Source organism: Chromobacterium subtsugae (assembly GCF_001676875.1).
GTDB classification, from domain to species: Bacteria; Pseudomonadota; Gammaproteobacteria; order Burkholderiales; family Chromobacteriaceae; genus Chromobacterium; species Chromobacterium subtsugae.
The window spans coordinates 326,871-346,645 of record NZ_JYKA01000001.1; the positions used below are offsets into that span (position 1 = coordinate 326,871).

21 protein-coding genes are annotated in these 19,775 nt (G+C 65.1%); 6 read left to right on the top strand and 15 right to left on the bottom strand.

Features of this window, described 5'->3' with window-relative positions; genetic code table 11:
* Window positions 1–2: 2 nt before the first annotated feature.
* The gene (locus MY55_RS01600; protein WP_047236746.1) at window positions 3–1,253 is read right to left on the bottom strand and encodes an MFS transporter; all 1,251 of its coding nucleotides are present in this window, start codon (window positions 1,251–1,253) and stop codon (window positions 3–5) included.
* Between the two features lie 102 nt (window positions 1,254–1,355).
* Here MY55_RS01600 and MY55_RS01605 point away from each other — a divergent pair, with 102 nt between their 5' ends.
* Window positions 1,356–2,240 (top strand): LysR substrate-binding domain-containing protein, encoded by an 885-nt coding sequence (locus tag MY55_RS01605; protein WP_047236745.1) that lies wholly within the window; start codon window positions 1,356–1,358, stop codon window positions 2,238–2,240.
* Here MY55_RS01605 and MY55_RS01610 read toward each other — a convergent pair.
* Together MY55_RS01610 and MY55_RS01615 are read right to left on the bottom strand one after the other, a co-directional pair.
* Window positions 2,237–2,977 (bottom strand): SDR family oxidoreductase, encoded by a 741-nt coding sequence (locus MY55_RS01610; RefSeq protein WP_047236744.1) that lies wholly within the window; start codon window positions 2,975–2,977, stop codon window positions 2,237–2,239. The two genes, MY55_RS01605 and MY55_RS01610, sit on opposite strands and share 4 nt — an antisense overlap.
* 1 nt (window position 2,978) lies before the next feature.
* Window positions 2,979–3,863, bottom strand: coding sequence for a prephenate dehydrogenase (locus MY55_RS01615; protein ID WP_043574351.1), 885 nt, complete (start codon window positions 3,861–3,863; stop codon window positions 2,979–2,981).
* Window positions 3,864–3,957: 94 nt separating this feature from the next.
* Here MY55_RS01615 and MY55_RS01620 point away from each other — a divergent pair, with 94 nt between their 5' ends.
* A complete protein-coding gene (locus MY55_RS01620) occupies window positions 3,958–4,221 on the top strand; it encodes a DUF4936 family protein (protein ID WP_043574350.1) in 264 nt (87 codons plus the stop codon).
* Window positions 4,222–4,391: 170 nt separating this feature from the next.
* On the opposite strand, the gene MY55_RS01625 is transcribed toward MY55_RS01620, so the two are convergent.
* The 11 genes from MY55_RS01625 to MY55_RS01675 all read right to left on the bottom strand — a co-directional run bounded on the left by MY55_RS01625 (window position 4,392) and on the right by MY55_RS01675 (window position 14,400).
* Window positions 4,392–5,573: a dicarboxylate/amino acid:cation symporter gene (locus tag MY55_RS01625; RefSeq protein ID WP_047243476.1), complete on the bottom strand. Its 1,182-nt coding sequence runs from the start codon at window positions 5,571–5,573 to the stop codon at window positions 4,392–4,394.
* 162 nt (window positions 5,574–5,735) lie between these two features.
* Window positions 5,736–6,548 carry an aminodeoxychorismate lyase gene (pabC, locus tag MY55_RS01630; protein WP_047236743.1) on the bottom strand — a complete coding sequence of 271 codons (813 nt, stop codon included), beginning with the start codon at window positions 6,546–6,548 and terminating at the stop codon, window positions 5,736–5,738.
* Entirely contained in the window at window positions 6,548–7,840 is a 1,293-nt protein-coding gene (locus MY55_RS01635) for an aminodeoxychorismate synthase component I (protein WP_047236742.1), read from the bottom strand. Before MY55_RS01635 ends, pabC begins: the two co-directional genes overlap by 1 nt.
* A 133-nt stretch (window positions 7,841–7,973) precedes the next feature.
* The gene (gene fabF / locus MY55_RS01640; protein WP_047236741.1) at window positions 7,974–9,215 is read right to left on the bottom strand and encodes a beta-ketoacyl-ACP synthase II; all 1,242 of its coding nucleotides are present in this window, start codon (window positions 9,213–9,215) and stop codon (window positions 7,974–7,976) included.
* 165 nt (window positions 9,216–9,380) lie between these two features.
* Window positions 9,381–9,623, bottom strand: coding sequence for an acyl carrier protein (gene acpP / locus MY55_RS01645; RefSeq protein ID WP_043574342.1), 243 nt, complete (start codon window positions 9,621–9,623; stop codon window positions 9,381–9,383).
* A gap of 108 nt (window positions 9,624–9,731) precedes the next feature.
* Window positions 9,732–10,469 (bottom strand): 3-oxoacyl-ACP reductase FabG, encoded by a 738-nt coding sequence (fabG, locus tag MY55_RS01650; protein ID WP_043574336.1) that lies wholly within the window; start codon window positions 10,467–10,469, stop codon window positions 9,732–9,734.
* An 84-nt stretch (window positions 10,470–10,553) separates the two neighbouring features.
* The gene (gene fabD / locus MY55_RS01655; protein ID WP_043574334.1) at window positions 10,554–11,483 is read right to left on the bottom strand and encodes an ACP S-malonyltransferase; all 930 of its coding nucleotides are present in this window, start codon (window positions 11,481–11,483) and stop codon (window positions 10,554–10,556) included.
* A 124-nt stretch (window positions 11,484–11,607) separates the two neighbouring features.
* Window positions 11,608–12,567, bottom strand: coding sequence for a beta-ketoacyl-ACP synthase III (locus MY55_RS01660; RefSeq protein ID WP_065201869.1), 960 nt, complete (start codon window positions 12,565–12,567; stop codon window positions 11,608–11,610).
* A gap of 5 nt (window positions 12,568–12,572) precedes the next feature.
* Window positions 12,573–13,610 carry a phosphate acyltransferase PlsX gene (plsX, locus tag MY55_RS01665; protein ID WP_043574320.1) on the bottom strand — a complete coding sequence of 346 codons (1,038 nt, stop codon included), beginning with the start codon at window positions 13,608–13,610 and terminating at the stop codon, window positions 12,573–12,575.
* Between the two features lie 61 nt (window positions 13,611–13,671).
* Window positions 13,672–13,851 carry a 50S ribosomal protein L32 gene (gene rpmF / locus MY55_RS01670; protein ID WP_011136965.1) on the bottom strand — a complete coding sequence of 60 codons (180 nt, stop codon included), beginning with the start codon at window positions 13,849–13,851 and terminating at the stop codon, window positions 13,672–13,674.
* A 45-nt stretch (window positions 13,852–13,896) separates the two neighbouring features.
* Window positions 13,897–14,400 (bottom strand): YceD family protein, encoded by a 504-nt coding sequence (locus MY55_RS01675; protein ID WP_043574318.1) that lies wholly within the window; start codon window positions 14,398–14,400, stop codon window positions 13,897–13,899.
* 107 nt (window positions 14,401–14,507) lie between these two features.
* Between MY55_RS01675 and MY55_RS01680 the strand changes: the two genes are divergently transcribed.
* From MY55_RS01680 to pncB, 3 genes are read left to right on the top strand one after another with little or no spacing between them, the layout of a single operon-like run.
* Complete coding sequence (locus MY55_RS01680) at window positions 14,508–15,089, top strand: Maf family protein (RefSeq protein WP_043574315.1); 582 nt, start codon at window positions 14,508–14,510, stop codon at window positions 15,087–15,089.
* On the top strand, window positions 15,086–15,790 hold the full coding sequence (locus MY55_RS01685; protein WP_043574310.1) for an SAM-dependent methyltransferase: 705 nt from the start codon (window positions 15,086–15,088) through the stop codon (window positions 15,788–15,790). Before MY55_RS01680 ends, MY55_RS01685 begins: the two co-directional genes overlap by 4 nt.
* Before the next feature lie 8 nt (window positions 15,791–15,798).
* Window positions 15,799–17,007: a nicotinate phosphoribosyltransferase gene (gene pncB, locus MY55_RS01690; RefSeq protein ID WP_047236740.1), complete on the top strand. Its 1,209-nt coding sequence runs from the start codon at window positions 15,799–15,801 to the stop codon at window positions 17,005–17,007.
* A gap of 3 nt (window positions 17,008–17,010) precedes the next feature.
* Here pncB and MY55_RS01695 read toward each other — a convergent pair whose 3' ends face one another.
* On the bottom strand, window positions 17,011–17,865 hold the full coding sequence (locus MY55_RS01695; RefSeq protein WP_047236739.1) for a Rossmann-like and DUF2520 domain-containing protein: 855 nt from the start codon (window positions 17,863–17,865) through the stop codon (window positions 17,011–17,013).
* Window positions 17,866–18,538: 673 nt separating this feature from the next.
* Between MY55_RS01695 and MY55_RS01700 the strand changes: the two genes are divergently transcribed.
* Window positions 18,539–19,681 (top strand): porin, encoded by a 1,143-nt coding sequence (locus tag MY55_RS01700; RefSeq protein ID WP_047236738.1) that lies wholly within the window; start codon window positions 18,539–18,541, stop codon window positions 19,679–19,681.
* Window positions 19,682–19,775 lie beyond the last annotated feature (94 nt).

Genomic DNA, 19,775 nt, shown 5'->3' on the forward strand with positions numbered 1-19,775 from the left:
CCTCAGCCCTGCGACAACGGCTGCAGCCGGCGCAGCCACAACGCCGCCGCCAGCAGCGCCGACAATCCCGCCGCCAACGCCGCCGCCACGCCCAGCCAGCCGCCGCCGCCCCACATCAGGCCGGAAACCGAGCCGTACACGCTGGAGCCCAGGTAATAGCAGCACAGGTACAGGGCCGAAGCCAACGCCTTCGCCTCCCTCGCCCGCAAGCCCACCCAGCTGCTGGCCACCGAATGGCCGGCGAAGAAGCCGAAGGTGAACAAGGCGATGCCCGGCACCAGCAGCCACAGCGTGTCGGCCAGCGTCAGCGCCAGGCCGGCCAGCATCAGCGCCACCATCAGCCACAGCACGTTGCGGCGGCCCAGCCTGTCGGCCAGCCTGCCCACCCAGGCCGATGCCCAGATGCCCACCACGTACAAGGAAAACACCAGCGCCAGCGCGCTCTGGCTCAGGCCGAACGGCGCGGCCAGCAGACGGAAGCCCAGGTAGTTGTACAGGCTGACGAAACAGCCCATCAGCAGGAAGGCGGCCAGGAACAGCCAGGGCAGCCCGCCGTCGCGCGCCACCGCCGCCAGCTCGCGCCGCAGCCGGCCAAAATCCTGCCGCCGCGGCTGGAAATGGCGCGACGGCGGCAGCCAGCGCCAGAACAGCCAGGCGCCGGCGCAACCCAGCAGCGCCAAGGCCAGCAGCGCGCCGCGCCAGCCGAAATGGTCGGCCAGCACCGCGGCCAGGAAGCGGCCGCACATGCCGCCCAAGGCGTTGCCGGCGATGTAAAGGCCCATCGAGTGGCCGAGCGACTTGCCATCCACCTCCTCGCTCAGATAGGCCATCGCCACCGCCGGCAAGCCCGCCAGCGCTACGCCGAACAAGGCGCGCAAGAACAGAAACGGCCCGAAGCCGTCGACGAAGACCGACAGCAGCATCAGCAAGGCGGCCAAGCCCAGCGCGCCGTTCATCAGCGCACGGCGGCCGAAGCGGTCGGACAGCAGGCTGGCGGGAATCAGGCTGATGGCCAACGCGCCGGTGGCCATCGACACCGCGCCGCTGGCCGCGGCCGGCGTCAGGCCGAAATCATGAGCGAACACCGGCATCAACGGCTGGGTGCTGTACAGCATGGCGAAGGTGCAGAAACCGCCGACGAACATCGCGCGGGAGGTGGAGCGGAAAGCCGGCGTGCCGGCCTGCAGCTTGCCCGCCGCGGATGCGGCGGCAAGAACGGCGGAAGGCAGCGCGGAGGAAGCGGGGGCGGACACGGCAAAATCTCATCAGGCTTGCGATGCTGTCAGCTTAGGCTTGGCCTTTCCTCCAGTCCAATATATATTTCAACAGCAATTAATACTTTTAAAATATCAAATATGGAACTCAGGCATCTGCGCTATTTCCTGGCGGTGGCGGAAGAACTGCACTTCACCCGCGCCGCCGAACGGCTGCACATCGGCCAGCCGCCGCTGAGCCAGCAGATCCAGGCGCTGGAGGCGGAACTGGGGGTGGCGCTGTTCCTCCGCCACCAGCGCAAGGTGGAACTGACCGCCGCCGGCCGCCAATTCCTGCCGCGCGCGCGACAGATCCTGGCCGACAGCGCCGCCGCCATCGCGGCCGCCCGCCGCGCCGCCAACGGAGAAACCGGCGAGCTGCGCATAGGCTTCACCTCGTCGCTGCCGCTGACGCCGATTCTGCACCGCAGCCTGCACCGCTACCGCGAGGCCTACCCGGATGTGCGGCTGACCTTGCGCGAAATGTTCACCGCCGGCCAGTTCGAGGCGCTGGAAAAAAAGCAGCTGGACCTAGGCTTCGTCCGTTTCAACGGCCCGACGCCCAGCCCGCTGATCCAGGTGGAAGAATTGCACCGCGACCGGCTGCTGGCGGTATTGCCCCTTGCCCATCCGCTCTCCGGCGCCGCCAGCCTGGCATTGGCGGATCTGGCGCGCGAGCCGCTGATAGGCTATCCGCGCGAGTCCGGCGCCGGCCTGCGCGACGTGGTGCTGCAGCTGGCGCGACAGAACGGGCTGGAGTTGAACGTGGTGCAGGAGGCCGGCGAAGCGATCACCCAGATCGGCCTGGCGGCGGCCGGCGTCGGCATCGCCATCCTGCCCTCGCCGCTGGAATGCGTGCAGATTCCGGCAGTGCGCTACGTTCCGCTATCGGACAGCGACGCCTACCTGGCGATGGGCATCGCCACCCGCCGCGACGAAACATCGCCGCTGGTGGCGCATTTCCTGGCCGGCGTGGCCAAAGACTAGCGGCCGCCGGACACGTCCAGCAGGCTGCCGGTGCAGAATGAGGCCGCGTCGGACAGCAGCCAGACGATGGCCTCGGCGACCTCCTCCGCCCGGCCGCCGCGCCGCAACGGCACCGACGGCGCCAGCCGCGCCACCCGGCCCGCTTCGCCGCTGGCGGCGTGGATGCCGGTCTCGATCAAGCCCGGGCGCACCGCGTTGACGCGGATGCCCTCCTCCGCCACCTCGCGCGCCAGGCCCAGAGTCAGCGTGTCTATCGCGCCCTTGCTGGCGGCATAATCGATGTATTCGCCGGCAGAGCCCAGCCGCGACGCGGCCGACGACACGTTGACGATGGCGCCGCCATCGCCGCCGTGGCGGGTCGACATGCGCCGCACCGCCTCGCGGCAGCACAGCAGCGGCCCCAGCACATTGACGCGCAACACCCGCTCCACCCGCTCGGCGCTGTAATCCTCCAGCCGGCACATCGGCGCGGTGACGCCGGCGTTGTTGACCAGGCCGTCCAGCCGGCCGTAATGGCACAACGCGTCGTCGAACAGGCGGACGATGGCCCGCTCGTCCGACGCGTCGGCGCGGAACAACTCCACCGCATCGCCCAGTTCCGTTTTCAGCGCGGCGGCGCTGGCCTCGTCGGCGCGATAGTTCGCCGCCACCCGCCAGCCGGCGGCGACCAGCAGCCGGGTCGTCGCCGCGCCGATGCCGCGCGAGCCGCCGGTCACCAGGGCTACCTTGCCGTCCACCCTAGCCCCTCCTCAGGAATTGCTGATGCCAGCGGGTGCGCACGCCGCGCGCCTCGCTGAAAAGCTGTTGGAGCCCGGCGGCGTCGCCGCCCGCCAGCATGGCGCTCAGACGTTCCAGCCCGGCGCGGTAGTCGGCCAGTTCGGCCAGCAGCGCGTCGCGGTTGGCCAAGCTGATGTCGGTCCACATTTCCGGGTGGCTGCCGGCGATGCGGGTGAAATCGCGAAAGCCGGTGGCGGCGAAATCGAAGCAGCGCTCGGCGTTGTCCTTGGCCGCCACCCGGTCGACATAAGCGAAGGCCAGCAAGTGCGGCAAATGGCTGACGCTGGCGAACACCGCGTCATGCTCGGCGGCGCTCATGCTGTGGATCTCCGCGCCGCAGGCGCGCCACAACGCCGCTACCGTCTCCGCCGCCTCGGGCGCGGTTTCGGCCAGCGGCGTCAGCACCACGCGGCGGTTTTCGTACAAGCCGTACTGGGCCGCCACCGCGCCCGACATGTCGGAACCGGCGATAGGATGCGCCGGCACGCACCACGGCAGATGGTCGGGCAGGTGCCGGCGGTACAGCGCGGCCACATCGCTCTTGGTGCTGCCGCCGTCGGTGACGATGGCGCCGGGACGCAAGCCGGGCGCCAGCGCCGCCATCAAGGCGCCCATCTGCCCCACCGGCGACGCCAGCAGCACCAGGTCGGCGCGCGGCGCCGCCGCGGCGATGTCCTGGCTGATCTCGTCCACCACCCCCAGCGCCAGCGCCCGCTCCAGGTTGGCCAGCGTGCGGCCCACGCCTATCACCCGTCGCACCCGTCCGGCCCGCTTCAAGGCCAGCGCGAACGACCCGCCGATCAGGCCGACGCCCGCCACCACCAGGGTGTCTATCTGCTGCTGCACTGCGCTCCCCTTGTCCTGGCCGCCCCAACGACGGCACGAAGGTCTATCATAAGCGATTTTGCCGCCATGGCCAGCCCATGGCCGGGAGACGCGGATGAAGCCGACGCTGTATTGCTATTTCAAGGTTGGAGCCGATCGCGGCGCGCTGCTGGAACAGTTGCGCGCGCTGCACGCGGAACTGGCCGCCGCCGGTTGGCCCGGGCAGTTGCTGCGCCGCTGCGATGACGCCGACACCTGGATGGAGGTGTATCCGGACATTGACGACCGCGACGCCTTCCTCGCCGCCTGGCTGGCTGCGCGCCGCCGGCACGGGCTGGAGAGCTTGGCCGCGCATCAGGAATGGTTCCAGCCGCTTTAAAACGCGCCGGACAAGAAAAAGGCCGGGCGCATGGCCCGGCCTGTCAAACAAACACGATACGAGAGAAACCGAAACCTTGCGCGCCGGGCGGCAAGTCATGCGGCCAGGCAGCCAATATACGCAACGATGGCCGCCGGCCAAAATCACTTGTTCTGCTTAGCAAATCACCTTCAGCCGCGCTGGGGCGCCGCCGCGGCGCAGCCCTGCCCGGCCCGGCCGGCCAGCCGGTCCACCCACAGCGCGATCACGCCGTCGCCGGCCACATTGCAGGCGGTGCCGAAGCTGTCCTGCGCCAGATACAGCGCGATCATCAACGCCAGGCTGGCCTCCGGGAAACCCAGCACGCTGGACAGAATGCCCAGCGCCGCCATCACGCCGCCGCCCGGCGCGCCCGGCGCCGCCACCATGGTCACCCCCAGCAGCAGGATGAAAGGCAGCATCACTTCCCAGCCCGGCACCGCCAGGCCGCCGGTCATCAGCATCACCGCGGTGGCGCAGCTGACCAGGGTGATGGTGGAGCCGCACAGGTGGATGGTGGCGCACAGCGGCATCACGAAATTCCCCACCGGCGCCGACACTTTCATGGCGCCGGCCGAACGCAGCGCCACCGGGATGGTGGCGGCGGACGACATGGTGCCCAATGCGGTGAAATAGGCCGGCAGCATCGCCCGCAGCAACGCGAACGGGTTGCGCCCCAACAACAGGCCGCTGGCGCCGTACAGCAGCGCCAGCCACAGCGCGTGCAGACCGATCGCCAACAGCAGCACCGCGCCGAAGGTCTTCAAGGTGTCCAGCGCGCTGCCGGCGGCGGCCATCTCGGCGAACACGCAGGCGATGTAGGCCGGCAGCAGCGGCACCAGCACGCGGGCCAGCACCTTCTCGACGATGTCCTTGCCCTGCTCGGCTATCTCGCGCAGCCGCGCCGCGCCGGTGGCGGCGATGCCCAGGCCGAACACGAAGGCCAGCATCAGCGCCGTCATCACGTCGAACAGCGGCTTGATCTCCAGCTTGAACAACGGCGCGGCCTGCGCCGCGGCGGCGGGCGCGGCGGCGGCCTCGCCCACCCATTGCGGCAGGATGGTCGACGCCGCGGCGAAAGCCAGCGCCCCGGACAGCACGGTGGACGCGTAGGCGAGGCCTACGGTCCAGCCTAGCATCCGGCCCGATCCGCTCTCCAGCGCGGCGATGCCGCTCATGATGTAGAACACGATGATCAGCGGGATCATGAAACCGATGAATTGGCCGAACAGGCCCTTGAACGTCAGCAACAGCGACAGCAGCGGCGCGGGCGCGCACAGGCCCAGCGCGATGCCTAGCGCCATGCCGGCCAGCAACTTCAGGATCAACTTCACAGGCAACCTCTTGTCAGCTTGTCCAGCCTGCCGCCCTTCCATGCGGCCATGCCGAGGCAAAACCATCCCGCCGGCCTGAATGGCCGGTGCGGGCGGAAGAAGGGGGAGCCTGCCGAAGCGGCAAGCGGAACATCGCGCCGGCAGTCCCTCCGGCGCAACGCATCAGGCTTGTTGTAATAAGGCTTGCCGCAGCGTCTGCAGCAAAGGGGAAGGCGTCCAGGCGCGGTCGCCCAGGCGGGCCACCGGCCAGAGGCCTATCAGGCTATTGGAGAGAAACACCGCGTCAGCGTCAATCAAATCGGCGGGAGAAAGTCTCGATTCTGTAAATTCAAGTCCGAAACTTGAAACATTTTCTGTCAACCAATCCCGCACCGCGCCGTTTACTCCGCAGCAATCCAGCAAGGGGGTGTGGATCACGCCGTCGCGCAGCAGGTACACATTGCTCATGGTGCCTTCCGCCAGCCAGCCGTCCTGGTCGAGCAGCAGGCCTTCCTGAATGGCCGGATCGCTCCATTCCGAACGCGCCAGCACGCTCTCCAGCCGGTTCAGATGCTTGACGCCGGCCAGCCGGGGCTGCAAGGACAGCCTGAGTTCGCACCAGCGCGCGCTCACGCCCCGCTCGCCGTATTCCTCCGGGTAGCCGGCCCATGGCGCCGCCGACACGATGCGGGTGGGCTCGCCCGCCGCCGCCATCGCGTAGCCGCGCGCGCCGACGCCGCGGGTCAGCGTGATCTTGCCCACCGCCAGCGGATGCTCGCGCCCCAGCGCCGCCAGCTCATCCAGCAGCAGTTGCTCGTCCGGCAGCGGCAATGCCAGCCGGGCGGCGTCGTCGGCCAGCCGCGCGTACTGCCAGCGCCACAGCCGCGGCCGGCCGTCGCGCAGCTGCAGCGTGCGGAACACGCCGTCGCCGTAAGCGAGGCCGCGGTCCAGCGCCGACACCGCCTCGGCCGGCAGGCCGTTGACCAGCATCGCCATCAGGCCTGCTCCACGCCCAGCGCGCGCAGCAAACCGCGCGCCTTGTGGCGGGTTTCCTGCAGCTCTCGCTCGGGGTCGGAGTCGGCGACGATGCCGCCGCCGGCGCGGAAGCGAAGCTTATTGCCTTCCTGCATGAAAGTGCGGATCAGGATGTTGAAGTCCATGGTGCCGTCGCGGTTCAGATAGCCGAGGCTGCCGGTATAGGCCCGGCGCGCGCTGTTTTCCAGCTCGCGGATGATCTGCATGGTGCGCACCTTGGGGCAGCCGGTGATGGTGCCGCCCGGGAACAGCGCGCGCAGCACATCCGCCGGCGCCACCTCGTCGCGCAGCTTGCCGCGGACGTTGGATTCGATATGGTGCACGTAAGCGTAGCTGGCCACCGCCATCAGTTCGTTCACCTCTACCGTGCCCGGCCGGCTGATGCGGCCCAGGTCGTTGCGCTCCAGGTCGATCAGCATCACGTGCTCGGCGCGCTCCTTGACGCTGCTGATCAGCCGTTTTTTCAATTCGGCGTCCTCGGCCGGGTCTTTCGAGCGCGGGTGGGTGCCGGCGATGGGCCGGGTTTCCGCCCAGCCATCCCGCACCCGTACCAGCCGCTCCGGCGACGAGCTGACGATCTGCGCATCGCCGAAGTCGGCCAGCGCCGAAAACGGCGCCGGATTGGCGCGGCGCAGGGCGGCGAACAGGTCGGGCGCGGCGATGCCGTCGGCCAATTCGGCGCGCCAGCCGCGCGAGATGTTCACCTGGAACACGTCGCCTTCGTAGATGTAGCGCTTCAGGCGCGCCACCGCCTCGGTATACCACTCGGGCGGGTCCTCCTCCAGCGCCGCCAGCGCCACCAGCCGCGGCTGGAAATCGGGCTGACGCGCGACCAAGCGCTCCAGCGCGTGCCAGTCGTCGGCGCTTTCGCCGACCAGCCAGGCTTCGTTTTTCGCGCGGTCCACCAGCACCGCCGCCGGCGTGCGCGCCCATACCGCCAGCGGGAAACTGTCCGGCAAGGCGGCCGGCACATGCGGCTCGAATTCGGATAGCAGGTCGTAGGCCAGGTAGACGAACCAGCCGCCGACAAAGGGCAGCTCATGCGGGTTGGACACCGGCTGCGGGCGGAACGCGCGCAGGGCGTCGAGGAAGGCCTGCCCCTCGCCTGCCATGAACACGCGCCGCTCGCTCTGCATCAGCAGCAGGTCCCAGCCGCTGTCGCCGGACGACTGCATCAGATAGGGAAAGTGTTCGCGGTCCGCGGCATGCAGGGCCAGCAGGTCGGGAATGAAGTCGAGTTTCTGGGTGAACATCCAAAGTCCTGGGCCGGCAAGGCCCGGCACTGATTTGCGACCTCCGGCGGCAGCCTTGCGCGCGGCGCCGGAAAAAAAGAAAACCGCTGCGAGTGTAGCGCAGCGGTTCGCTCTGTCAATCGCCGGCAGGCGATCAGACGCGTTTGAACACCAGGGTGCCGTTGGTGCCGCCGAAACCGAAGGAGTTGGAGATGCCCACCTCGATCTTCATGTCGCGCGCGGTGTTGGCCACGTAATCCAGATCGCAGCCCGACTCCACATCCTGCTCGACCAAGTTGATGGTCGGCGGCGATACCTGCTTGTGGATCGCCAGGATGGTGTAGATCGCCTCCACGCCGCCGGCGCCGCCCAACAAGTGGCCGGTCATCGACTTGGTGGAGTTGACCACCAGCTTCTTGGCGTGGTCGCCGAAAGCCATCTTGATCGCCTGGGTTTCGTTGGCGTCGCCCAGCGGCGTGGAAGTACCGTGCGCGTTCACGTACTGCACCGCGTCGGCGTTGATGCCGGCGTCGCGCAGCGCGTTGGCCACGCCGCGGGCCGGGCCCTCGGCGCTCGGCGCGGTGATATGGTGCGCGTCGGAGCTCATGCCGAAGCCGATCAGCTCGGCGTAGATCCTGGCGCCGCGCTTCACCGCGTGCTCGTACTCTTCCAGCACCAGCACGCCGGCGCCCTCGCCCATCACGAAGCCGTCGCGGCCCTTGTCCCACGGACGGGAGGCGGCGGCCGGATCATCGTTGCGGGTGGACATCGCCTTCATCGCGGCGAAGCCGCCGATGCCCAGGCGCGATACCGCGCCTTCGGCGCCGCCAGCCACCATGATGTCGGCGTCGCCGTACTGGATCAGGCGAGCGGCGTCGCCGATGCAGTGCGCGCCGGTGGTGCAGGCGGACACGATGCCGTAGCTGGGACCCTGATAGCCCTTCAGGATGGATACCTGGCCGGCGATGAGGTTGATCAGCGAGCCCGGGATGAAGAACGGGCCGATCTTGCGCGGGCCGCCTTCCATCAGCGCCACGCCGGTTTCCTCGATCAGCGGCAAGCCGCCGATGCCGGAACCGATATTGACGCCGACCCGGGTCTTGTCCAAGCCCGGAATGTCGTCCAGCCCCGCATCCGTCACCGCCTGCAGCGCCGCGGCGATGCCGTAATGGATGAACAGGTCGTTTCGCCGCGCTTCTTTCGGCGAGATGTATTGGGCGATGTCGAAATCCTTGACCTCGCCGGCAATCTGGCACGCCATGTCGCTGGCGTCGAAACGGGTGATCTTGGCGATGCCGCTCTTGCCGGCGACCAGATTGGCCCAGCCGGTGGCGACATCATTGCCGACCGGGGACACATGGCCCAGGCCGGTTACTACAACTCTGCGTTTGGACACGAAGAATCTCCGTGAGAGATGGGAGGGCAGTCTCCCCATGAAACCTTGCCGCTCGTCTGAATCATATGATAATTCAAACGCACGTTTGGGAACCTTCTAGCAAAAGAACCTCTGCAGGCGAGCCGAAGCAGCACCGGGCAGAGGTCCTGGTCCCGAAAAAAGGGATTATTTGTTCAGGTTCGCGTTAACGTAGTCAACAGCGTGTTGAACAGTGGTGATCTTCTCGGCTTCTTCATCCGGAATTTCGCACTCGAACTCTTCTTCCAGAGCCATCACCAGCTCAACGGTGTCGAGCGAGTCGGCGCCCAGGTCGTCAACGAAGGAGGATTCGTTCTTCACTTCGGCTTCGTTCACGCCCAGTTGTTCGGCAACGATCTTCTTGACGCGCTGTTCGATGTTGTTTTCCATTTGTATAAACCCTTGACCTTTCTGATTCGGGATAGCAAAACCCCGGTATTCTACAAAAAAAATTAGAGCAGCCTACCTAAATCTCGCCCCGGCGCATGCCGGGCCAGATTATGGCATCAGCATACCCCCGTTAACGTGCAAGGTTTGGCCCGTAATGTAGGCCGCACGGTCCGACGCCAAAAATACAACGGCATCGGCAATATCCTTGGCGTCGCCCAGGCGGCCCAGCGAAATCTGGCCAACCAGCGCTTCGCGTTGCGCTTCCGGCAGCGCGCGGGTCATGTCGGTATCGATGAAGCCAGGCGCCACGCAATTGACGGTGATATTGCGACTGCCGACCTCGCGCGCCATCGACTTGGTGAAGCCGATGATGCCCGCCTTGGCGGCGGCGTAGTTGGCCTGGCCGGCATTGCCCATCGCCCCCACCACCGAGGCGATATTGACGATGCGGCCGGAGCGGGCCTTCATCATGCCGCGCATCACGGCTTTGGAAGCCTTGAACACCGACTTCAGGTTGGTATCCATGATGGCGTCCCAATCCTCATCCTTCATCCGCATCAGCAGGCCGTCGCGGGTGATGCCGGCGTTGTTGACCAGCACAGCGACGGCGCCGAATTCCTTTTCCACCGATTCGATCAGCGCTTCCACCGCGCCGTCTTCGGTCACGTTCAGCACCCGGCCGGCGCCGCCCTTGGCGGACAGCCGTTCGTGGATGGCGGCCGCGCCCGATTCCGAGGTGGCGGTGCCGATCACCACCGCGCCCTCGGCGAGCAGCGCGTCGGCGATCGCCGCGCCGATGCCGCGCGAGGCGCCGGTCACCAGCGCCACTTTGCCTTGCAGACTCATCAATGTGTCTCCTTGTTGTCGGCGCCCGCCCTTGTTCGTACGGGCCGCCACGGGCAGGGCCAGGCCTGTCCGGTTTTCATCCTGTCAGGCCAGCTGGTCGCGGGCGGCTTCCAGCGCGGCGCGATCGGTCAACGCCAGGCACTTGACGTCGCCATCGATGCGCTTGGCGAGTCCCGCCAGCACTTTGCCCGGGCCGCACTCGGCCATCAGCGAAATGCCGTCGGCGGCCAGCTTCTGGATGGTTTCGGTCCAGCGCACCGGCATGTACAGCTGGCGCGTCAGCGCGTCGCGGATCTGCTCGGCGTCGTTGTAGCCGGCGACATCGGCATTGTGCAGCACCGGAATCGCCGGCGCGTTCAAATGCACATCCCGCAGCGCGTCGGCCAGACGGTCCGCCGCCGGGCGCATCAGCGCGCAATGGGACGGCACCGAAACCGGCAACGGCAGCGCGCGCTTGGCGCCGCGCGCCTTGCACAGCTCCATCGCGCGCTCGACGGCGGCTTTGTGGCCGGCGATCACCACCTGGCCCGGCGAATTGAAATTGACCGCCTCCACCACCTCGCCCTGCGCGGCTTCTGCGCAGGCGGCGCGGATGTCGTCGTCGGACAGGCTGAGGATCGCCGCCATCGCGCCGACGCCGACCGGCACCGCCGCCTGCATCGCCTCGGCGCGCAAACGGACCAGCTTCACCGCCTCGGCGAACGGCAGCGCGCCCGCCGCCACCAGGGCGGTGTATTCGCCCAGGCTATGGCCGGCAACCACCGACGGCTGCTTGCCGTTCAGCTCCTGCCAAGCCAGATAAGTGGCATAGCCGGCGGCCAGCATGATGGGCTGGGTATTGACGGTGGCGTTGATCGCATCGGCGCTGTCGGCCTGCAGCATCGCCCACAGGTCCAGCGACAGCGTGTCGGACGCTTCTTCGAAAGTGTGTTGCACCACGGGCAGGTCGGCGAAGCCGTCCATCATTTTCAGGCTTTGCGAGCCCTGACCCGGAAACAGAAAAGCAAAAGCCATAGTCGACTCCAGAGAATTCGACGCAAAGAATGACGCAAAGCGATGGTGATTGCCAAGCACGCCGATCAAGAAACCCTGTCATTATCGGCGATCTGGCGGCAAAACCACCATTATTGCGTCACTTTTAAAATGTCAGCAGCACTGCGCCCCAGGCGAAACCGCCGCCTATGCCTTCCAGCAGCACGGTGTGGCCGCGCTGAATGCGGCCATCACGCACCGCCACGTCCAGCGCCAGCGGGATCGACGCGGCCGAGGTATTGCCCTGGGATGGCAGCGTCACCACCACCCGCGCCATGTCCAGGCCCAAATGCTTGGCGGTGGATTCGATGATGCGCAGATTGGCCTGGTGCGGCACCAGCCAGTCCACCGCGGCCTTGTCCACGCCGGCTTCCTTCAAGGTGGAAACGGCGATGTCGGACAAGGATTTGACGGCGAACTTGAACACCGCCGGACCATCCATGTGCAAGTAGGGGATGCCCTGGATCTTGCCGCCGGAAATCTGCGCCGGGGTGTTGAGCAGGCCCTGGTAGCGGCCATCGGCGGCCAGCTTGGCGTGCAGGATGCCAGGCTCGTCGGACTCGCCCAGCACCACCGCGCCGGCGCCGTCGCCGAACAGCACGCAGGTGCGCCGGTCGTCCCAATCCAGCACTCGCGACATGATCTCGGCGCCGATCACCAGCGCTTTCTTGGCCATGCCGCTCTTGATGTAGGCGTTGGCCGTGGAGAGCGCGTAGATGAAGCCGGCGCACACCGCCTGCACATCGAAGGCGGGAATGCCCGGCAGCCCCAGTTTTTCCTGCAAGATGCAAGCGGTGCTGGGGAAAATCATGTCCGGAGTGGTGGTGGCCACGATGATCAGGTCGATCTCGTGCTTGTCTATGCCAGCGTTTTCGATGGCCGCGTTGGCGGCCATCAGCGCGAGGTCGCTGGTCTTGTGCTGATCGTCGGCAATATGGCGCGCGCGGATGCCAGTGCGAGAAACGATCCACTCGTCGCTGGTATCCACGCGTTCGGCCAATTGCGCATTGGTGAGCACCTGGGATGGCAGATAACTGCCGGTGCCGAGAATGCGGGAATAGCCCATGTTTGTCAGTTCGCTTCTGCCTCGGATTGCTTGAGGTTGTTTAATTGATTTGCAACCCGTTCGGCGATGTGACCAATCACGTCGGAGCCGGCCTCCTCGCATGCCTGCGCCAACGCGTAACGGAATCCTGTGACATCGGCGCCGCCGTGGCTTTTCACCACGATGCCGCGCAGGCCCAGCAAGCTGGCTCCATTATAGCGGCGCGGATCGATGCGTTTCTTGAAGAGCGCCAGCACCGGCAGCGCGGCCAGCGCGCACAAGCGCGTCCACCAGCTGCGGCCGAACTCTTCCTTCAGGAAGACGGCGAACATGTGCGCCAGCCCCTCAGCTGTCTTGAGCGCCACATTGCCGGTAAAACCGTCGCAGACTACCACATCCACCGTGCCCTTGCAGATGTCGTCGCCTTCCACGTTGCCGTAGAAATTCAGCTCCGACTGGCGCAGCAGTTCGGCAGTCTTTTTAATATTGTCGTTGCCCTTGATGTCTTCGCTGCCGATATTCAGCAGCCCGACGCTGGGATGGCTCCGCCCTTGCAGGCAGCTCATCAGTTCGGACCCCATGATGCCGAACTGCAACAGTTGTTCCGGGGTGCAATCGACGTTCGCGCCCAGATCCAGCACGCAGGATGTGCCCTTGACATTGGGCAGCAGCTTGGCGATGGCGGGACGGTCTATGCCGGGAATGGTCTTGAGGACGAAGCGGGCGGTCGCCATCAGCGCGCCGGTATTGCCGGCGGACACGGCGGCCTGAGCCTTGCCTTCCTTGACCAGATTGATCGCCACCCGCATCGACGAATCTTTTTTATTCTTGAGGGCGAGCTGAGGCGCCTCGTCCATGCCCACCACCTGGGTGGCGTGCTGGATCAGGATGCGCTCACGCACGGCACCGTCGTGCAGGGCCAGTTCCGCCTCCAGGGCTGGCTGGTCGCCTACGAGAATCAGATGGGTGTCGGGGTGGTCTTGCAGGAATTGGATCGATGCCGGGACGGTAACCTTGAGGCCAACGTCACCGCCCATAGCATCAACCGCGACGGTGATAGTCATCAACGATTGCGGTATAAAAGTGCCTACCTAAGTTCGGGAAGGAAGAGAAGACGGGAGCGAATTACTCGCCCTTGGTCTTCACAACCTTGCGGCCACGGTAGAAGCCGTTCGGGCTGATGTGGTGACGCAGGTGGGCCTCGCCGGTGCTGGCTTCAACTGCCAGTGCCGGAGCGGTCAGAAAATCGTGGGCACGATGCATACCGCGCTTGGACGGGGACTTTTTGTTCTGTTGAACAGCCATGGTCGACTCCTAAGAAATTCAAGTAGATTCTAATGCGAATCCGGGTTACTCGGACTTGGGTCTCTTAAGCGCCGCCAGCACCGCAAACGGGTTGGGCTTGTCAGCCTTGGCGAGCGAGAGAGTATCCCTGCTGCATTCGTCGTGTTTGGGCGAATGCGGCAAGCCCATTATGATTTCGTCTTCGATCAGCGCAATCGCGTTCAGTTCGGGCTCGGCGAGAATGGCGTCCAGCTCCTCGTCCTGCTCGCAGGCTTCATCCAGCTTTTCCTGGCTGGCAAACAGCGTGATCACCGAATCGGTGGCCAAGCTGAACGGCATGCCGTCCAGGCAGCGCTGGCAAGTGACTTGCAGCTTGGCATCCAGCTGGATGCGCAGCGCGAAGCGCTGCAGCTCGTCACGAAAGCCCGTGAGCTGATACGACACCTCGCCGGAGGTGTCGGACAGGTCGCTGTGCACACGCTCGTCGAGTTCGCAAACCGGCACCAGGCCGGACTGCGAACGCCCTTCCCGGGCGAACTTGAGCGGGTCGATCAAAATCGGTTTAGACATAAACCTCGCATGTTACAATCCACTCCCCTGATTTGTCAAAAGAAACAAGGCAAGGACGGAAGCGCCCGCCCCGGCGCCCGGCCTTGCCGCAACCCGACCCCGAACCCATGCAAATCGTACTGGCCTCCACTTCGCGCTATCGCCAAGAGATCATCGCCCGCCTCGGCCTGCCATTCAGCGCCGAGGCGCCCATCTGCGACGAAACGCCGCTGGCCGGCGAAACCGCGCTCGAAACCGCCGTGCGGCTGGCTCGCACCAAGGCGCAATCGCTGGCGGGCAAGCACCGCGACGCCCTGATCATCGGCTCCGACCAGGTCGCCTTGCTGGACGGCAAGCAGATCGGCAAGCCCGGCAGCTTTGAAAACGGCGTGGAGATGCTCAAGTGGATGAGCGGCCGCACCGTGGTGTTCCACTCCGCGCTGGCGTTGCACAACAGCCACAGCGGCCGGCTGCAGGAGTGCGTGGGCATCACCCGCGTGACGCTGCGCCAGCTGACCGAGGCGCAGATCCGCAACTATCTGACCCGCGAACCGGACGCGCTCCATTGCGCCGGCAGCGCCAAGAGCGAAGGCCTGGGCGGCGCGCTGCTGGAAAAAGTGGAATCCGACGACCCCAACGCGCTGATCGGCGTGCCGCTGTTCCAACTGATCAGCATGCTGGCGAACGAAGGCGTGGAGGTGCTGAAATGAGCGGCACCTTGTTTTTGATCCCCGCGCCGCTCGGCGACGAAAACGTCGCCTGGCTGCCGGAAGGCGAGCGCGCCAAGGTGATCCACATCACCCACTTCGTGGTCGAGGCGGAAAAAACCGCGCGCAAGCATCTAAAAGCATTGGGCGTAACCGCGCCGATCCGCGAGCTGGCCATGAGCACGCTGAACGAACACACCAAGGAAGCGGATGTCGCCGCGCTGCTGGCGCCGCTGCAAGCCGGCCACGACGTCGGCCTGATCTCCGAAGCCGGCTGCCCGGCGGTGGCCGATCCCGGCGCGCAGCTGGTGGCGCTGGCCCACCGGCATGGCATCCGCGTCGAGCCGCTGATCGGCCCCTCGTCCATCCTGCTGGCGCTGATGGCCAGCGGCGCCAACGGCCAATGCTTCGCCTTCCACGGCTACCTACCGGTGGATGCGGCGGAAAAGGCCAAATTGGTGAAAGAACTGGAGCAGCGCTCGCGGCAGCGCAACGAAACCCAGCTGTTCATCGAAACGCCTTACCGCAACAACGCGCTGCTGCAGCAACTGCGCGAGACGCTGGCGCCCTCCACCCGGCTCGCGGTAGCCTGCGACCTGACCCTGCCGACGCAGACCATCGTCAGCCATCGGGTGCAGGATTGGCCGCAAAACCCGCCCGATCTGCACAAGCGGCCGGCCATCTTCGTGATCCACGCCGCCTGAGAAGCGCCATGCCCAAGAACACGCCCATCATCCAGTCGCTGCTGGATACCGATCTTTACAAGTTCACCATGCTGCAAGTGGTGCTGCACCAGTTCCCGGCCGCGCACGGCGAATACGAGTTCAAGTGCCGCAACCATCCGGACACGCCGCTGACCCAGCTGAAACAGCAATTGGAAACCCAGCTCGACCACCTGTGCCAGCTGCGCTTCAGCCAGGATGAACTGGACTATCTGCGCGGTCTGCGCTTCATCAAGAGCGACTTCGTCGATTATCTGGAGCTGTTCCATCTGCAGCGCCGCTTCATCGAAGTGGCGGAGGAAGGCGAGCAGTTGGCCATCCGCATCAAGGGGCCGATGGTGCAGGCGATGTTCTTCGAGATCTTCGTGCTGGCCATCGTCAACGAGCTGTATTTCCGCCCGCTGGACAACCAGAAAGTGCGCGAAGAAGGCCGCCGCCGGCTGGAGGCCAAGCTGGCGGAACTGGAGCGCTTCCAGCGCGAGGAGGCGGCGGAACAGCGCTTCCCGCTGCTGATCGCCGATTTCGGCACCCGCCGCCGCTTCAGCCGCGACTGGCAGGAGCACGTGGTGGAAAGGCTGAACGCCGCGCTGCCGGAAATCTTCCGCGGCACCAGCAATGTCCATCTGGCGCGCAAGCTGGGCATCACGCCGATCGGCACCATGGCGCACGAGTTCTTCCAGGCCTTCCAGGCGCTGGGCGTGCGGCTGCGCGACTTCCAGAAGGCGGCGCTGGAATCCTGGGTGCAGGAATACCGCGGCGACCTCGGCATCGCGCTGACCGACGTGGTGGGAATGGACGCCTTCCTGGCGGACTTCGACCTTTACTTCGCCAAGCTGTTCGACGGCCTGCGCCACGACAGCGGCGACCCCTACATCTGGGGCGAGAAAGCCATCGCCCACTACCGCAAGCTGCGCATCGACCCGGCCAGCAAGATGCTGACCTTCAGCGACGGCCTGTCGGTGGATAGCGCGCTGCAGCTGCACCGCCACTTCAGCCCGCACATCCAGGTGAGCTTCGGCATCGGCACCCACTTCACCAATGATATGGGCCTGGAGCCGCTGCAGATCGTGCTGAAGCTGGTCAGCTGCAATGGCCAGCCGGTGGCCAAGCTGTCCGACAGCCCCGGCAAGACCATGTGCAGCGACGAAACCTTCCTCGCCTACCTGCGCCAGGTGTTCCGCATCGCCGCGCCGCAGTAGCCCTCAATAAAGCAGCGCCATCAACTGCTGGCGCGCCTGCGCCGGCAACCTGTCGCCGGCCAGCGCCACCGCCTGCCGGCCCAGCGCCCGGTAGGCGGACGCCAGCTCCGCATCTTCCAGCACCGACAAGTGCCGCTCCACCGTGCCGACGTCGCCGCGCACGATGGGGCCGGTCAACGCCGCATGCGGTCCCAGCAGCAGCGCGTTCTCCAGCGTTTGCCGCATCAGCCCGCCCAGCAAATCCGCAGCCAGCCCATCCGGCACGCCAGCCTGGCGGGTCAGGCCTTCCGCCATTTCCAGCAGCGCCACCAGAAAATTGGACGCCACCGACAAGCCGGCGTGGTAAGCCGCCTTGCCGCCCGGCCCCAGCCGGAACGGCCTGCCTCCCAGCGCCGCGGCGAAACCCTCCAGGCGCGAGCAGGCCTCTTCATCGCCCTCCAGCGCGCACAAAGTGCCGGCAAACCCCGCCACCGCCCGCTCCGGGTCGGCGAAGGAGAACGCCGGGTGCAGGCTGGCGACATGCGCGCCCTGCTCCGCCAGCGGCCGCAGCAGCGCGGACTCTCCCGCGCCGCTAGCGTGGAACACCACGCTCCCGGCCGGCACCACCCCAGCGGCGGCCAACGCCCTGGCGCAGAATGCGATGGCCGCGTCCGGCACCGCCAGCAAGTACAGATCCGCCGCCGCCAGCTGATGCATATCGCTCACCGCCCGCCCCGCGCCGATGAATTCGCAAGCCCGCAACAACGGCGGCATCCGCCTGGCCATCACATCCACCACCTCAAACTGCCCAGACAGCCGCGCCAAGCGCGCCAGGCTGCTGCCCAACCGTCCGGGGCCGATCACCGTCAGCGTCCGCATCCTTATATATACCTTTCCCGAGCCAAGCCCCGCCCGCTCGATCCAACATCGCCCGGATTGTAGGCCATACACCCCTCGCGCGCCCGATCACCGCCGCTCTTGCCTGATATGAGCGCGCCCATCCGCATGGAAACCCGTGGCCAAAAAGCCTCACATCGCCATATGGATAAAACTACGAAAAACAAAAGTAAAAATAATATTACTGTTTAAAACCAATATCTTGCACGAACACTTCACACATATCAGCAACATAATTTGAACATTTGCACCATTTACATAGCTGATGCTTTCTTTTAGTATGATCGCAAGCGAATTCAAGCAGATGCAATCTGCGCCCGCCTGGATTCACTTCAAGTCACGTTGATTTTTCAGCCCGCCCGCATTGGCGGGCTATTTTTTTGCCTAAATCACCTCAATCCGCCAAGAAATTCCGCAAAAACAGGTGTTCCTACGCACTGACGTTTTTTTGCAACAAGACAATCCGCCGCGCAAATACAAAGTAACAGTCCTGACTATTCAATAACTTACGACACAAAAAATCGAACATTTACTTTGCTAAAAAGCAACAATCGTTGCTTGATCACAACACTATCCGCCAGCCATAGTTGCATTTTCACAACCCAGCCAATAGCATTTGCTCACATTCCTAAAACCTAAAAAGGATGACTTGACCATGAAAAAAAGTCTGATTGCCCTGCTGGTAGCCACCCTGCCGGCTGCAGCTTTTGCTGACGTAACCATCTACGGTAAGATCAAAGGCGGCGTTGAGTACAACGACAACGGCGTAACCAAGCAAACCAACATCGACGATCTGGGTTCCCGCATCGGCTTCAAGGGTGCTGAAGATCTGGGCAGCGGCCTGAAGGCTATCTGGCAAGTTGAGACCGGCTTCGGCATTGATGGCACCGGCACCGGCTCCTCCAGCGGCACCTTCGCCAACCGCAACTCCTTCCTGGGCCTGCAAAGCAACCTGGGTACCCTGCGCTTCGGCAACGTGTCCAACTTCCTGGACAGCGACATGGGCACGGTTGACACCTGGGAATACAACAGCAACGCGCTGGGTCTGGGCATCTTCACCCGCGACGCTACCCGCCTGAAGAACTCCGTACGCTACGACCTGCCGGCCGTGGTTCCGGGCCTGACCGCCGCCCTGCAATACGGCGCCAAGGAAACCAAGGGCCAAGCATCTGCCGATCGCGAAACCTACAACCTGGGCCTGGGCTACGAGAACAGCGGCTTCTTCGGCAAGTACAACTACAGCCACGAAAGCAAAGCGGTTAGCAGCGTTGCCGTTGTCGTAGACAAAGCCACTGGCAAAATCGAATCGGTTGGCGTAGTAGATGCCAACCACACTGCAGTTGCCAGCTTCGCCCAGAATGACACTGCTAACGAGAAGCACCGCCTGGAAGTTGGCTACAATGCCAACAACCTGTTCGTTGGCTTCGGCTACCAGCAAGCCAAGGGCGGCCTGGATGTAGTTGGCAGCGCTTGGGGCAACCAAGTTATCGCTGGCTTCGCAGTACCGAATGGCCAAACCATCAGCGCGAACGGCAAGGTTAAGACTCGCGAATACGCTCTGACCGCTGGCTACACCTTCGGCGCCATCACCCCGAAATTCACCTACGCTCACGGCGACAAGGTTGAAGTCGGCGGCGTGAAGCTGGACAACACCCAATACGACCAGTACGTACTGGGCGCTGACTACGCTGTATCCAAGCGCACCACCATCGGCGCTCAATACGGCCAGATCGCTGTCAAGGGCACCGGCAACAACGACCTGAAGTCCTTCGGCCTGAACATGGTTCACGCATTCTAATTAACCGGTTCGACGCAAGAACCTGTGAACAGAATGAAAAAGCCCGCTTCGGCGGGCTTTTTTACGTCCATTCGCTGCCGGCTTGGCGAAAACA

Excerpts from the sequence above, each read along its gene's own strand:
- fabD (WP_043574334.1), bottom strand. The coding sequence starts at position 11,483 with ATGGCTTTTGCTTTTCTGTTTCCGGGTCAGGGCTCGCAAAGCCTGAAA.
- MY55_RS01695 (WP_047236739.1), bottom strand. The coding sequence starts at position 17,865 with ATGCGGACGCTGACGGTGATCGGCCCCGGACGGTTGGGCAGCAGCCTG.
- plsX (WP_043574320.1), bottom strand. The coding sequence starts at position 13,610 with ATGACTATCACCGTCGCGGTTGATGCTATGGGCGGTGACGTTGGCCTC.
- fabG (WP_043574336.1), bottom strand. The coding sequence starts at position 10,469 with ATGAGTCTGCAAGGCAAAGTGGCGCTGGTGACCGGCGCCTCGCGCGGC.
- MY55_RS01680 (WP_043574315.1), top strand. The coding sequence starts at position 14,508 with ATGCAAATCGTACTGGCCTCCACTTCGCGCTATCGCCAAGAGATCATC.
- acpP (WP_043574342.1), bottom strand. The coding sequence starts at position 9,623 with ATGGAAAACAACATCGAACAGCGCGTCAAGAAGATCGTTGCCGAACAA.
- MY55_RS01660 (WP_065201869.1), bottom strand. The coding sequence starts at position 12,567 with ATGGGCTATTCCCGCATTCTCGGCACCGGCAGTTATCTGCCATCCCAG.
- MY55_RS01700 (WP_047236738.1), top strand. The coding sequence starts at position 18,539 with ATGAAAAAAAGTCTGATTGCCCTGCTGGTAGCCACCCTGCCGGCTGCA.
- MY55_RS01605 (WP_047236745.1), top strand. The coding sequence starts at position 1,356 with ATGGAACTCAGGCATCTGCGCTATTTCCTGGCGGTGGCGGAAGAACTG.
- rpmF (WP_011136965.1), bottom strand. The coding sequence starts at position 13,851 with ATGGCTGTTCAACAGAACAAAAAGTCCCCGTCCAAGCGCGGTATGCAT.
- MY55_RS01685 (WP_043574310.1), top strand. The coding sequence starts at position 15,086 with ATGAGCGGCACCTTGTTTTTGATCCCCGCGCCGCTCGGCGACGAAAAC.
- pncB (WP_047236740.1), top strand. The coding sequence starts at position 15,799 with ATGCCCAAGAACACGCCCATCATCCAGTCGCTGCTGGATACCGATCTT.
- pabC (WP_047236743.1), bottom strand. The coding sequence starts at position 6,548 with ATGGCGATGCTGGTCAACGGCCTGCCGGCCGAGGCGGTGTCGGCGCTG.
- MY55_RS01675 (WP_043574318.1), bottom strand. The coding sequence starts at position 14,400 with ATGTCTAAACCGATTTTGATCGACCCGCTCAAGTTCGCCCGGGAAGGG.
- MY55_RS01620 (WP_043574350.1), top strand. The coding sequence starts at position 3,958 with ATGAAGCCGACGCTGTATTGCTATTTCAAGGTTGGAGCCGATCGCGGC.
- MY55_RS01635 (WP_047236742.1), bottom strand. The coding sequence starts at position 7,840 with ATGTTCACCCAGAAACTCGACTTCATTCCCGACCTGCTGGCCCTGCAT.